Genomic DNA, 13,689 nt, shown 5'->3' on the forward strand with positions numbered 1-13,689 from the left:
GGGACTGCCCTTCGCCCCGGCTTCATCGCTCGACCACAGCCCGCCGTCGTCGAGGTCGTGGATCCGACGCCCTCCCCACCGACGGGATGGGAGCAGTGTGGGGGCGGTTCTTCCCATGGCGGGGAAATGACGCTGCCTGCCGGTGTTTTCTGAGAGAAAACAGGGGGCGATGCGCGTGAGATAGGGGACTTAAACATTAACTCCCGGCGCCGGGAGACGGTCTGGCGCCGCGGGTTCATCACGAAGGACACGAAGGAATCACAAAGGACACGAAGGGGCCGGTTGGATCTGCGGCGGCCGCAGGACGACGCCATCGAATCCGATTGCGGGCCTGCGGCCCGCGGGCGGCGGAAAGGGTCGCGCTCTCTTGGTGTTCTTCGTGATTCCTTCGTGTCCTTCGTGATGAACCAACGATGCCGGCCGTAACGGGGACGGCGTCAAGCGAGCAGGCGGCGACCGTCGTGGGCGGCGGGAGCGAGGCGGACGAGGGTGCCCGGGTCGCCCGCGAAGGCGACCGGGGTGTGGTCGGGGCTGCGGGCGAGGCCGCCGTTCTCGACGAGGGCCTCGACCTCGACGCCGAGGCGGCGGTCGAGGTGGCGGACGAGGGCGCGGTCGGCGGCCTCGCGCAGCGCCGCGGCCCGGGCCTTGATCTCCGGCCGGGGCAGCTGGGGCATGCGGGCCGCCGGCGTGCCGGGGCGGGAGCTGAACGGGAAGACGTGGACGAAGGCGAGATCCGCGGCCTCCACCAGCGAAACCAGATTGTCGAAGGCCGCCTCGCTCTCGGTGGGGAAGCCGGCGATCAGATCGGCGCCGAAGGCGACGTCCGGGCGAGCCGCCCGGACCCGCTCGACCAGCCGCAGGGCGTCGGCGCGCAGGTGGCGGCGTTTCATACGCTTGAGCATCAGGTCGTCGCCGTGCTGCAGCGACAGGTGAAGGTAGGGCGTCAGCCGCTCGTGGGCGGCGAAGCAGGCCAGCAACTCGTCGTCGATCTCGGCCGCGTCGATCGACGACAGGCGCAGGCGGGGCAGTTCCGGCACGTGGGTCAGGATGCGGCGCACCAGCCGGCCGAGCGGCGGGCGGCCCGGCAGGTCGGCGCCCCAGCTGGTCAGGTCGACGCCGGTGAGGACGACCTCCTTCACACCCTGCGCGGCCATGTCCCGAACCTGCGACACGACCGCTCCGGCGGGCACGGACCTGCTGTTCCCGCGGCCGTAAGGGATGACGCAGAAGGTGCAGCGGTGGTCGCAGCCGGTCTGCACGGCGACGTGGGCGCGAACCCGGTCCTTCAGCGGGCGGGCCGCGGCGGGCGCGGCGGGGGTCAGGAAGATGTCGCCGACCGCGGCGCGAGGCGCGGCGGGGTCGGGGCGGTAGACGCCCGGGGCGGCCTTGGCGGCGTTGCCGATCACCCGCGTCACCTCGGGCATGGCGGCGAAGGTCTGCGGCTCGGTCTGGGCGGCGCAGCCGGTGACGAGGATCGGGGCGCCGGGGCGCTCGCGACGGGCCCGGCGGATGGCCTGCCGCGCCTGACGCACCGCCTCGGCGGTGACGGCGCAGGTGTTGACCAGCACGGCGTCGGCCAGACCGTCGACCTCGGCCTGCGCCCGCATGGCCTCGCTCTCCACCGCGTTGAGACGACAGCCGAAGGTGAGGACCTCGAGGCTCACAGCTCGAGGGAGCCGGTGCGCTCCAGCTCCACCGGGCCGGTCATCAGGACGTGACCCGTCGCCTCGTCCCAGTCGATGAACAGGCGGCCGCCGTCGACGTCCACCGCAGCCGAACGGCCGGTCAGGCCGCGGCGGGCGCAGGCGACGAGGGCGGCGCAGGCCCCGGTGCCGCAGGCCCGGGTCAGGCCGGCCCCGCGCTCCCACACCCGCAGCCGGATGTGGTCGGGAGCCAGCACGTGGGCGAAGCCGACGTTGACCCCCTCGGGGAACAGCGGGTGGTGTTCGATCAGCGAGCCGGTCGCGCGCACGAAGCCGTCGTCGAGGCGGTCGGTGAAGAAGACCACGTGCGGATTGCCCATGGAGACGGCGCCGGGCGTGTGCACCAAGGGCGCGTCGATGGGGCCGACCTGAAGCTCGATGCCGCGCGTGTCCATCTCCTCGGCCAGCGGGATCTCGTCCCAGCCCAGGCGGGGTGGACCCATATCCACGCGAACCTGTCCGTCGGCGGCGCGCGCGGCGACCGTCGGGCCGGCGGCGGTGTCGATGATCACGCGGTCCTTTCCGGTCGCCTGCATCAGCACCTGACCGACGCAGCGCAGGGCGTTGCCGCAGGTCTCGACCACGCCGCCGTCGGCGTTCCACACCCGCATGAAGGCGTCCGCGCGGTCGGACGGCTCGATGGCGATCAGCTGGTCGCAGCCCTGGCCTGTGGCGCGGTCCGCAATGGCGCGCGCCTGCTCCGCCGTCGGCGTGAACGGCGTCTCCAGCGCATTGACCACGACGAAGTCGTTGCCGGCGCCGTTCATCTTGAGGAAGGGACGGGTCATCCGGGCCGATATAGCGTTTGCCGGTTCCTCGGGCGAGCGACGCGCGTTATCGCTGCGCCATGGGTCGACCGAAAGCCATGCAGAACGGGACGCCGGACAAGCCGGAAGGCCTGCGCCTGCGCGCCCGCATGCGCTACCTCTACCACGGCGGCTCGCCGGCGGCGGTGCGCTTCCGACTGGCGGTGATCGTCGTCGACTTCATCATCATCGCCTTCTTCCTCGCCGCCCCGATCCTGCGCGAGGCCGGCTGGGCCTTCTATGTGTTGGACTATCTGGTGGCCGCCTTCCTCGCCGCCGATATGGCGGCGCGGGCCCTGGCGTGGACCAACATCCGCGACTGGCTGAAGCGCCCGTCGACGTGGATCGACCTGTTCATCCTCGCCACCCTGCTGTTCCCGGCCTGGCTCTACAATTTCGGCTTCCTGCGCATGCTGCGCCTGTGGACCCTGCTGAGTTCCGACTTCTTCTGGCGAACGGTAGGGCGGAAGTACGACGACACCCGGGTGGAGGAGATCACCCGGGCGCTGGCGGCGCTGGTGACCTTCGTCTTCGTGGCCACCGGCTTCGTCTACACCACCTTCCGGGGCTACCACACCGAGGTGCACGGCTACCTCGACGCGCTTTACTTCACCGTCTCCAGCCTGACCACGACCGGCTACGGCGACATCACCCTGCCGGGCGCCTGGGGGCGGGTGCTGTCGATCGTGATCATGCTGTCGGGCATCACCCTGTTCGTGCGGCTGGCCCAGACTCTCGTCCGGCCGCACAAGGTGCGCTTCCCCTGCCCCGTGTGCGGCCTCCAGAAGCACGACCCGGACGCGGTGCACTGCAAGGCCTGCGGCGAGACGCTGTGCATTCCGGACGAGGGAAACTGAGGGCGCAGACCCGCCCTTCCGCCCTCGCCCGGCGCGCCCGAGATGACAAAACCGTAACCTGCGCCGCGGCCGGCTTGCCGCCCTGCCGCCCCCGGGTAAGGTGCCGGCCGACCTTCCGTCGGGGACCTCCGCATGAACCGCACCGCCGCCGCGCTCGCCGCGCTTCTCGCCACCACCTGCCTGTCGAGCGTCGCCATGGCCCAGACTTCGTCCCCGGCCTCGTCGGCCGCGCCCGCCGGCGGCTTCGCCAGCTCCGAGGCGACCGACCCGTACATCTGGCTGGAGGACATCGAGGGCGAGCGGGCCATGGCCTGGGTCGAGGCGCACAACGAGCGCTCGCTCGGCGTGCTGCGCGGCGATCCCCGCTTCGACACCCTGCACCGGCAGGCGCTGGAGATCGTCGAGTCGCGCGACCGCATCCCGTCGCCGGGGTTCAACCGCGACGGCACGATCGACAACTTCTGGCAGGACGCGGAACACGTCCGCGGCGTGTGGCGGACCACGACGCTGGACAGCTACCGCTCCGCCGAGCCGGAGTGGGAGACCATCCTCGACTTCGACGCCCTGGCCGCGGCCGAAGGCAAGAACTGGGTCTACAAGGGCGCGACCTGCCTGCCGCCGGAGGAGACCCGCTGCCTCGTCTCCCTGTCCGACGGCGGCAAGGACGCGGTGACCATCCGCGAGTTCGACCGTACGACGAAGACCTTCGTCGACGGCGGCTTCGTGCTGCCGGAATCCAAGGGCGGGGCCTCGTGGGTCGACGCCGACACCCTGCTGGTGTCGCGCGACTTCGGGCCGGGCTCGATGACGACCTCGGGCTATCCGATGATCGTCAAGGTGCTGCGCCGCGGCCAGACGCTGGACCAAGCGCAGACGGTGTTCACGGGACAGCCGACCGATGTCTCGGTGTCGGGATATGCGCTGCGCGACGCCGACGGAAACATCCGCGCCACCCTGATCAACCGCGGCGTCAACTTCTACGAGGGCGAGACGCACCGGTTGAACGCCGACGGCACAACCACGAAGCTGGAGCTGCCGGCCAAGTCGAGCATCAACGCCCTGGTGCAGGGCCAGCTGGTGGTGACCACCGACCAGGACTGGACGGCGCCCTCGGGCCAGGAATTCCGCACCGGCGACGTCATCGCCTGGGACCTCGACCGCTGGCTCGCCGATCCGGCGACGCCGGCGCAGCTGGTCATCCGCCCGACCGAGCGCGAGGCCATCCAAGGCATCTCGAACACCCGCAACAAGCTGGTCGTGGCGATGACCGAGAACGTGCGCGGGGCGGTCTACGTCTATGAGCCCGACCTGGCCGGCGAGTGGTCGCGGACGCGGCTGGCCCTGCCCGAGAACGTCACCGTCGGCGTCGGCTCGACCAGCGAGCGGGACGACCGGGTGTTCGTCAGCGTGGCCGGCTATCTGAACCCGTCGAGCCTGTATCTGGCCGATGCGGCCGCCGGCTCGGCCGACATCGTCAAGGAGCTGCCGGCCAAGTTCGACGCCACGGGGATGACCGTCGAGCAGTTCGAGGCCCGTTCGGCCGACGGGACGATGATCCCGTATTTCGTGGTCCACAAGGCGGAGATGCCGCTGGACGGCTCGAACCCGACCCTGCTGTACGGCTACGGGGGCTACCAGGTGTCGCTGCTGCCCGGCTATTCGCCGACGGTGGGCAAGCTGTGGCTCGAGCGCGGCGGGGTCTATGTGGTGGCCAACACCCGTGGCGGCGGGGAGTTCGGGCCACGCTGGCACCAAGCGGCGTTGCAGCAGAACCGGCAAAGGGCGCACGAGGATTTCCAGGCCGTGGCCGAGGACCTGATCGCCCGCGGCGTCACCTCGCAGCCGCACCTCGGGATCATGGGCGGCTCGCAGGGCGGGCTGTTCATGGGAGCGATGCTGACCCAGCGCCCGGACCTGATCAACGCGGCGGTAATCCAGGTGCCGCTGTTCGACATGCTGCGCTTCCACCGGCTGCTGGCCGGGGCGAGCTGGATCGCCGAGTACGGCGACCCCGACATCCCCGAGCAGCGGGCGTGGATCGAGCAGTACTCCCCCTACCAGCGGCTGGCCGCCGGCCAGCCCTATCCGGAGGTGTTCATCCACACCTCGACCAAGGACGACCGGGTGCATCCGGGCCACGCCCGCAAGGCGGCGGCGCGGCTGGAGGAGCTGGGCTATCCGGTGCTGTTCTACGAGAACACCGACGGCGGCCACGCGGCCGGCGCCAACCTGCGCGAGACCGCCCGGCGGCTGGCGCTGGAGTACACCTACCTGACCCGGCGGCTGATGGATCAGCCGGCGGCGGAGCAAGCGGAATAGTCATGCGTCATCTGATCCTCTCCGCCGCCCTTCCGGCCCTGCTGCTGGCCGCCGCGCCGGCCGCGGGCCAGCACGCCGGACACCACCCGGCCGGGGCGGTCGCCACGACCCCGCCGCCGCACTTCCCCGCCGACCTGACGCCGGAGGGGGTCCGCGCCGCGGACGACCACCTGGCGCTGGAAGCGGTCGACGGGGCCGAGGCGATGGCCTTCGTGGCCGAGTCGAACCGGCAGGCGCTGGCGGCGCTGGAGGGGGATCGTCGCTACGAGACCTTCCGGGCCGAGGCCGAGGCCATCCTGACGGCCACGGACCGGATCCCCTCTCCCAGCTTCCTCGGCGACGGCATCGGCAACTTCTGGCAGGACGCGGCCAATCCGAAGGGGGTGTGGCGGCGCACGACGCTCGAGTCCTACCGCTCCGACGACACGCAGTGGGAAACCCTGATCGACGTCGACGCCCTGGCCCGCGCCGAGGGCCGGGACTGGGTCTGGAAGGGCGCCGACTGCCTGGCTCCCGACGAGACGCGCTGCCTGATCAGCCTGTCGGACGGCGGCAAGGACGCCGTGACGGTGCGCGAGTTCGACACCACGACGCGATCGTTCGTGGACGGAGGATTCGTCCTGCCCGAGGGCAAGCATCGCATCGAGTGGCTGGATCGCGATACCCTGCTGGTGGCCACCGACTTCGGCGCCGGCACCCTGACCGAGAGCGGCTATCCTTTCATCGTCAAGGCGCTGAGGCGCGGGCAGACGCTGGACCAGGCGACCGAAGTCTATCGCGGCGAACAGGGCGACGGCGGCTACGGCGTCAGCCCGGCCGTCTATCGCGACAGGGACGGGGCGGTGCAGGCGGTGATCATCAGCCGGCCGCTGGACACCTTCCGCAGTCAGACCTGGGAGCTGATCGACCGCCGCCCCGTGCAGCTGGACGTGCCCGAGCGGCTGAGCATCTACGGCGTGGTGCACGGCTCGCTGATCCTGTCGAACGACGAGGCCTGGACGCATCTGGGCGAGGCCTATGAGGCGGGGTCGCTGCTGTCGCCCTGCCTGATCTGCCTGCGCCGGCCGCTGCCGGAAGGCGAGACGGCGGTGGCCAACCGCGCGGTCCGGATCTTCGCGCCGGAAGAGCGGCAGGCGGTGTCCGACGTGCGGGTGCTGCACGACCGGGTGCTGGTCGGCTACACCGACAACGTCGTCGGCAAGCTGGCGGTGTTCGAGGACCGGGGCGAGCGCGGCTGGGTCCGCACCGACATCGCCACGCCCGACAATCTGGCGGTCAACCTCGGCGACAGTTCGAAGTCGCGGGGGCAGGTGTTCGTCTCGGCCCAGGGCTTCCTGACGCCGCCGACGCTCAGCCTCGCCGACGCGGGCGCGGGCTCGCTCGAGACGCTGCGTCAGGCCCCGGCCAAGTTCGACGCCTCCACCCATGTGGTCGAGCAGTTCGAGGCCACCTCGTCCGACGGCACGAAGATCCCCTACTTCGTCACCCGCCCGCGCGACCTGGCCATGGACGGGACCGCGCCCACCATCCTGTTCGGTTACGGCGGCTTCCAGGTCAGCTTCCCGCCCGCCTACAAGCCCGAGATGGGCAAGCTGTGGCTGGAGAACGGCGGCGTCTTCGTCCAGGCCAACATCCGCGGCGGCGGCGAGTTCGGTCCGCAATGGCACCAAGCGGTGCTGAACGAGAACCGGCAGCTGGCCTTCGACGACTTCGCGGCGGTGGCGCGCGACCTGCACGCGCGGGGGATCACCTCGCCCGAGCACACCGGCATCTACGGCCGGTCGAACGGCGGGGTGCTGACCTCGGTGTCGATCACCCAGCATCCGGAACTGTTCAACGCGGCGGTGATCGAGAGCCCGCTGATCGACATGCTGCGCTACCACGAGCTGCCCGCGGGGGCGTCGTGGATCGGCGAGTACGGCGATCCCCGCATCCCCGAGGAGGCGGCGTGGATCGCCCGCTATTCGGCCTACCAGCAGCTTCGTCCGGATGCGGAGTATCCGCGCGTCTACATCACCACCAACACCCGCGACGACCGGGTGCATCCGGGTCACGCGCGCAAGTTCGCGGCGCGGCTGGGCGAGATGGGCCACGACCACCTCTACTATGAGGAGACGGCGGGCGGGCACTCCAACGACGCCGACCCGATCGCCAACGCCCGCCGCTGGGCGCGCCACTACGTCTACCTGGCGCAGCAGCTGATGGATTGAGGGCATGCTGCCCTCTCCCGATGGGAGAGGGCCTGAGCCTCCGGGAGCGAAGGGACCGGCAAGGCGAAGGGGTGAGGGTTGGCGTCCCCGACGCGTTGACGGGTCGACCCTCACCCTTTCGCGCAAGGACGACGGCCCTTGGCCGCCGTGCGCTCAAGCCCTCTCCCAATGGGAGAGGGAGGTCAGGCCGCTTCCAGCACCTTGGCCTTCTTCGGCTTCCCGGCCTTCTTCTCCGCCTTGGCGGCCTTCTTGGCCTCGCGCTCGGCCTTCTTCGCGGCCTTGGCTTCCGCCTTGGCCTTGAGCGGGGCGGCGTCGGCCTCGCCGGCCAGCGCCGCCAGCAGCTCGAGGAAGGCGCCGCGCTTGCCCTTGGGCAGCAGGGCCATGATGCGCTTGTCAGCGGCCTCGACGCGGGGCCGGGCTGTCGCCAGCGCCGCCTCGCCCTCGGCCGACAGCCGCACGGCCTTGGCGCGGGCGTCGAGCGTCGAACGTTCGCGCTCGAGCAGACCCTTCGCCGTCATGCGGGCGACCAGATCGGCGAGGGTCGAGCGGTCGATGCCTGTGGCGCGGACCAGATCGGTCTGGGTCAGGCCGGCCTTGCGGCTGGCCGCCTCGAGGACGGCGAACTGGCGCTGGGTGAGGCCGTCGGGCCCGGCCTCCTCGGTATAGATGTCGAGCGCCAGCTGCAGCGCCCTGTGCATCAGATGGCTGGGCGAGCCATCGAGGCCGGGCGGCCGCTTCGTCTTGTCGCCGGACTTGACCATGAACCGTATCCCCTCGGTGGCCCCGCCAGAGCTAGCAGCCGGGTTTTACGGTTTGACGACGGACGATCCGGACCGCGCGATCAGAGGCCGGTGTCGGGCGACACCGGCTCCGCCAGCTCCTCGTCCTTGATCAGGTGCTTCATGATGAAGAACACCTGCCAGACGCCGAAGGCGGCGGAGGCGACCCACAGGCCGCCCCGGAACGCGACCCAGGTGTCGTCCGACTGGGTGCGCCAGACGATCTCGTTCACGATCGCCACAACCGCGAAATACAGGCCGTAGCGCAAGGTCAGGCCGCGCCAGCCCTCGTCGGTGATGCGAATGGCTTCGCCAAGGAGGTATTTAAACGGATAGCGGCGCAGCGGCAGGGAGCCGAGCAGGACCACGGCGAGCAGGCCGTTCTGGATGGTCAGCTTGAGCTTCAGCAGCACCGGATCGTTGAACAGCAGGGTCAGGGTTCCGAACAACAGGGCGAAGCCGCCGGTGAGCAGCGGAAGCGGCGCCAGCCGCTTCTCGGCGACCCAGCCGACGATCAGGGCGATCAGCGAGGCGCCGACCAGCACCCAGGTGGCCTGGACCAGGGCGTCGTCGCCATCGAGGTCGCGCACGAAGCGGTTGACCGCATAGGCGACCATGAAGGCGACCAGCGCGCCGAAGTCGACGGCCTGGCGGATGTTGGCGCGCCGGCGGGCGCTGGCGGAAGGGGCGTCGGCCATGGTCAGTCCTGAAGCCCCACGAGGGAGCGGGAAAACGCGCGGGCGTCGAACGGCTGCAGGTCGTCGATCCCCTCGCCGACGCCGATCAGCTTGATCGGGGCGTCGGAGGCCTGGGCGACCGGCACCAGCACCCCGCCGCGGGCGGTGCCGTCCAGCTTGGTCATGACGATGCCGGAGACGTAGGCGGTGCGACCGAAGATCTTCTCCTGCTCCAGCGCATTGCGGCCGACGGTGGCGTCGAGCACCAGCAGGGTCTCGTGCGGCGCGTCGGCGTCGATCTTCTTGAGCACGCGGACGATCTTGAGCAGCTCGTCCATCAGGGCGGACTTGTTCTGCAGCCGGCCGGCGGTGTCGATCAGCACCACGTCGAAGCCTTCGGCCTTCGCCCGGGTGTAGGCGTCGAACGCGAGGCCGGCCGGGTCGGCGCCATCGCGGCGACTCTCGAAGGCGGCGCCGGCGCGTTCGGCCCAGACCTTGAGCTGCTCTCGGGCGGCGGCGCGGAAGGTGTCGCAGGCGACGATCATCACCTTCGCCCCCTGGGCGGTCAGGTCGGCGGCGATCTTGCCGAGGGTGGTGGTCTTGCCCGAACCGTTGACGCCGACGAACAGGGTGACGAAGGGCTTCGGCCCCGCCAGCGGTTCGTAGCGGGCCTCGTGGCCGATCAGTTCGGCGGTAACCGCCTCGGCCAGCGCTTCCTTGACCTCGCGCTCGTCGGCCCCGGCGGAGAACCGCAGCTCGCGGAAGCGTTCGACGATGCGGTCGGCGGCGGCGGGGCCGAGGTCGCTCTCCAGCAGATGTTCCTCGAGTTGTTCGAGGGCGCGCTCGCTGAGCGGCTCCTTGACGAAGGCGGCGACGACCTGGTCGGTCATCTGCTTCGAGGAGCGGCTGAGGCCCTCGGTCAGGCGCGAGAACCAGCCCTTTTTCCCGGTGTCGGTCATGAACCCGCTTTAGCGGCCAAGGGTTTGCAGGTCACGGCCAATCGTGGCGAGCCCGCTGCTTTGGCCCTATACGAGCTTGACCGCAGGAAGGACCGCGACTTGGCCGACGCCCCCCCGTTCCATTCTCCGACCACCCACGGCTTCGTGCGCGTGGCCGCCGCCACGCCGGTGGTGCACACGGCCGACCCCGTCGCCAACGCGGAGGAGCATGTCGCGCTGATCCGGCGGGCGGCCGCCGAAGGGGTGGAGCTGCTGGTGTTCCCGGAGCTCAGCCTGAGCGCCTACGCCATCGACGACCTGGTGATGCAGGGGGCGCTGCTGGACGAGGTGGAGCGGCAAATCGCGCTTCTGGCGCCGCTGACGGCGGAGACCGGGGTGGCCGCCGTGGTCGGCGCGCCGCTGCGCCGCGACGACCGGCTCTACAACTGCGCCGTGGTGCTGGGGAACGGCCGGGTGCTGGGCGTGGTCCCCAAGACCTACCTGCCCAACTATCGGGAGTACTACGAAAAGCGCTGGTTCTCGGCGGGCGGGGACGTGTCCAGCCACGACGGCGCGCTGACGCTGGGCGACGAGGAGGTTCCGTTCGGCACCGACCTAGTGTTCGAGGCGGCGGACCGGCCGGGTTTCGTCTTCGCGGTGGAGATCTGCGAGGACTACTGGGCCCCGCTGCCGCCCTCGACCCGGCAGGCGCTGGCGGGCGCGCGCATTTTGCTGAACCTTTCGGCCTCCAACATCGTCATCGGCAAGGCCGAGGAGCGGGCCCTGCTGTGCGCCAGTCAGTCGGCCCGGGCCATGGCGGCCTATGTCTTCGCCGCCTCGGGCTGGGGCGAGTCGACCACCGACCTCGCCTGGGACGGGCAGGCGACGATCCACGAGCTTGGCGCCTGCCTCGCCAGCGGCGAGCGGTTCGCGCTGGAGAGCCATCTGACCATCGCCGACGTCGACATCGAGCGCATCGGGCTGGACCGGCTGCGCAACGGCACCTTCGCCGACTGCGCCCGCGACGAACTGGACGGCTACGTCTTCGAGCGGGTGCTGTTCGAAGCCGGCGAAGCGCGGACCGGAGGGCCGCTGCGCCGGCCGCTGGATCGCTTCCCCTTCGTGCCGGACGACCCGGCGCGGCTGGACCAGGACTGCTACGAGGCCTTCAACATCCAGGTGCAGGGGCTGATGCGCCGGATGAAGGCGACCAACGGCGAGCGCCTCGTCATCGGCGTCTCGGGCGGGCTGGATTCGACCCAGGCCCTGCTGGTCGCCTGCCGCGCCTTCGACCGGCTGGGCCTGCCGCGGACCGGCATCCTCGGCTACACCATGCCCGGCTTCGCCACCTCGGAAGGGACGAAGTCGAACGCCTGGACGCTGATGAGGGCGCTGGGGGTCACGGGCGAGGAGATCGACATCCGCCCGACGGCGATGACGATGCTGGAGGGCATCGGCCATCCGTTCGCCCAGGGCGAGCCGGTCCACGACATCACCTTCGAGAACGTCCAGGCGGGGCTGAGGACCGACTACCTGTTCCGGCTGGCCAACCACCACGGGGCCTTCGTGCTCGGCACCGGCGACCTGTCGGAGCTGGCGCTGGGCTGGGCCACCTACGGCGTCGGCGACCACATGAGCCACTACAACGTCAACGGCGGGGTGGCGAAGACGCTGATCCGCCACCTGATCCGCTGGGTGGCCGACCGCGAGGTGGTCGGGGCCGAGGCCGTGCCGGTGCTGCGCGGGATTCTCGACACCGAGATTTCGCCGGAGCTGGTGCCGGCGACGGACGGCAAGATCCAGTCGACCGAGGGGACCGTGGGTCCCTATCCGCTGAACGACTTCTTCCTATTCTACATCACCCGCTACGGGCTGAAGCCGTCGAAGGTCGCCTGGCTGTGCCACGAGGCGTGGAGGGACGCGTCGCGGGGCCACTGGCCGGCCGGCACGCCGGAGGACGAGCGGGTCGAGTACGATCTGGCGACCATCAAGCACTGGCTGCGGAAATTCCTCGTGCGCTTCTTCCAGACCGCCCAGTTCAAGCGCTCGGCCCTGCCGAACGGGCCGAAGGTGGTGACGGGCGGATCGCTGTCGCCTCGCGGCGATTGGCGCGCTCCGTCCGACAGTACGGCGCGGGTGTGGCTGGACGAGCTGGAGGCGAATGTGCCGGACGCCTGATCAGGTGAGGAAAGACGCCAGCAGCAGGACGGGGCCAAGGGGCAGCGTAACCCGCACCACCGGAACGATCCTGCGGGTGTGGCCATCCAGCATGCGATAGGCGCGGGAATAGAGCGCCGGGATATCGATCCCTCTCCAGCGACCGGAGAAGCCGTAGCCGAGGCCGACGATATCCGGAGCCGTCGGGGGCAGGTCCCCGGACTGCCGCAGCGCGTAGACCCTCAGGTCGAGATAGGCCAGCAGGCAGACGGTGACGAACCAGGCTACGCCGGCGGCGGCGAGCAGGACATCGTCCAGCCCTGGGATCACTCCACCTCCCCGAGGAACGGGAAGATCGCCGCCTTGGCCTCGGGCTCGTCCAGCATGGGGGCGTGGCCGACGCCCGGGACCTCGACGACGTCCATCTTCGGGGCCCGCTTCTTCATCTTCGCGGCGATGGCCGGGCTGAGCAGGTCGGACGTCTCGCCGCGCACCAGCAGGACGGGGCGGCCCCGGGCCAGCCGGCCGAACATGGGCCACAGGCTGGGGACCAGGGCCTTGGTTCCGGCGGCCCTGATCGGGACCATGATGTCCGGATCGTAGTTGAGGATCGGCGCGCCGTCGGGGCCGTCGGTGAACACCCGGCGGGCGAAGGCGGCCCAGTCGGCGTCCGTATAGTGCGGGAAGGCGGCCTCGTTGGTGCGTTTCGCGTAGGCCGCGGCTTCCTTCCAGGTCGGGGTGTCGACCGGCTGGCCGGTATACGAGGCGATGCGGGCGAGGCCTTCCTTCGCCACCTCGGGCCCGACGTCGTTGATGATCGCCGCGGCGATGGCCTTCGAGCGGATGGCGGCCAGCGCCATGGTGATCAGCCCGCCCATGGAGGTGCCGAGGAAGACGGCGCGCTCGACGCCGGACTGCCGCATCAGCTCCAGCACGTCCTTCGCATAGACCGCCGGCTGGTAGGTCATCGGGTCGGGGGCGCGGTCGGAGCGGCCGCGGCCGCGCACGTCGACGGCCAGCACCCGGCGACCGGACTGGGCGATCAGCGGGGCGATGGTCTCGAAGTCGGCCGAGTTGCGGGTCAGGCCGTGGATGGCGATCACCGGCAGCTTCGCGGGCCCGGCGGCGGCGGCGTAGTCGCGGGCGTACAGGTGCAGGCCGTCGGCGCTGGTCCAGTGGCGGTCGACGAAGGCAGTCATGGCAAGCTCCGGGGGCGGTCGCGGCGCAAGGTATTTCATCGGGG

General features: G+C 70.6%; 11 protein-coding genes. 4 read left to right on the forward strand and 7 right to left on the reverse strand.

Translation table 11 applies throughout. The features are described 5' to 3' along the window. Nucleotides 1-437 precede the first annotated feature (437 nt). Together mtaB and dapF are read right to left on the reverse strand one after the other, a co-directional pair. On the reverse strand, nucleotides 438-1,664 hold the full coding sequence (gene mtaB / locus BM333_RS01850) for a tRNA (N(6)-L-threonylcarbamoyladenosine(37)-C(2))-methylthiotransferase MtaB (RefSeq protein ID WP_092306694.1): 1,227 nt from the start codon (nucleotides 1,662-1,664) through the stop codon (nucleotides 438-440). Beyond that, nucleotides 1,661-2,491 (reverse strand): diaminopimelate epimerase, encoded by an 831-nt coding sequence (gene dapF / locus BM333_RS01855; RefSeq protein ID WP_092306696.1) that lies wholly within the window; start codon nucleotides 2,489-2,491, stop codon nucleotides 1,661-1,663. The genes mtaB and dapF overlap by 4 nt, the downstream gene beginning before the upstream one ends. A 59-nt stretch (nucleotides 2,492-2,550) precedes the next feature. Here dapF and BM333_RS01860 point away from each other — a divergent pair, with 59 nt between their 5' ends. From BM333_RS01860 to BM333_RS01870, 3 genes are all read left to right on the forward strand, one after another. Beyond that, on the forward strand, nucleotides 2,551-3,366 hold the full coding sequence (locus BM333_RS01860) for a potassium channel family protein (protein ID WP_245777109.1): 816 nt from the start codon (nucleotides 2,551-2,553) through the stop codon (nucleotides 3,364-3,366). Between the two features lie 132 nt (nucleotides 3,367-3,498). Beyond that, nucleotides 3,499-5,685 (forward strand): prolyl oligopeptidase family serine peptidase, encoded by a 2,187-nt coding sequence (locus BM333_RS01865; RefSeq protein ID WP_092306700.1) that lies wholly within the window; start codon nucleotides 3,499-3,501, stop codon nucleotides 5,683-5,685. A gap of 2 nt (nucleotides 5,686-5,687) precedes the next feature. Then, nucleotides 5,688-7,895 carry a prolyl oligopeptidase family serine peptidase gene (locus BM333_RS01870; protein WP_092306702.1) on the forward strand — a complete coding sequence of 736 codons (2,208 nt, stop codon included), beginning with the start codon at nucleotides 5,688-5,690 and terminating at the stop codon, nucleotides 7,893-7,895. Nucleotides 7,896-8,077: 182 nt separating this feature from the next. Here BM333_RS01870 and BM333_RS01875 read toward each other — a convergent pair whose 3' ends face one another. From BM333_RS01875 to ftsY, 3 genes are all read right to left on the reverse strand, one after another. Further along, on the reverse strand, nucleotides 8,078-8,656 hold the full coding sequence (locus BM333_RS01875) for a MarR family winged helix-turn-helix transcriptional regulator (RefSeq protein ID WP_092306704.1): 579 nt from the start codon (nucleotides 8,654-8,656) through the stop codon (nucleotides 8,078-8,080). Between the two features lie 80 nt (nucleotides 8,657-8,736). Further along, the gene (locus tag BM333_RS01880) at nucleotides 8,737-9,372 is read right to left on the reverse strand and encodes an inner membrane-spanning protein YciB (RefSeq protein ID WP_092306706.1); all 636 of its coding nucleotides are present in this window, start codon (nucleotides 9,370-9,372) and stop codon (nucleotides 8,737-8,739) included. Nucleotides 9,373-9,374: 2 nt separating this feature from the next. Continuing rightward, nucleotides 9,375-10,310, reverse strand: coding sequence for a signal recognition particle-docking protein FtsY (gene ftsY / locus BM333_RS01885; protein WP_092306708.1), 936 nt, complete (start codon nucleotides 10,308-10,310; stop codon nucleotides 9,375-9,377). Between the two features lie 99 nt (nucleotides 10,311-10,409). Here ftsY and BM333_RS01890 point away from each other — a divergent pair, with 99 nt between their 5' ends. Continuing rightward, on the forward strand, nucleotides 10,410-12,467 hold the full coding sequence (locus BM333_RS01890) for an NAD(+) synthase (protein ID WP_092306710.1): 2,058 nt from the start codon (nucleotides 10,410-10,412) through the stop codon (nucleotides 12,465-12,467). Here BM333_RS01890 and BM333_RS01895 read toward each other — a convergent pair whose 3' ends face one another. Together BM333_RS01895 and BM333_RS01900 are read right to left on the reverse strand one after the other, a co-directional pair. Beyond that, the gene (locus BM333_RS01895) at nucleotides 12,468-12,776 is read right to left on the reverse strand and encodes a hypothetical protein (RefSeq protein ID WP_092306712.1); all 309 of its coding nucleotides are present in this window, start codon (nucleotides 12,774-12,776) and stop codon (nucleotides 12,468-12,470) included. Beyond that, nucleotides 12,773-13,645: an alpha/beta fold hydrolase gene (locus tag BM333_RS01900; RefSeq protein ID WP_092306714.1), complete on the reverse strand. Its 873-nt coding sequence runs from the start codon at nucleotides 13,643-13,645 to the stop codon at nucleotides 12,773-12,775. Before BM333_RS01900 ends, BM333_RS01895 begins: the two co-directional genes overlap by 4 nt. Nucleotides 13,646-13,689 lie beyond the last annotated feature (44 nt).

The sequence above is a fragment of the Brevundimonas viscosa genome, from assembly GCF_900116065.1.
Lineage (GTDB): Bacteria > Pseudomonadota > Alphaproteobacteria > Caulobacterales > Caulobacteraceae > Brevundimonas > Brevundimonas viscosa.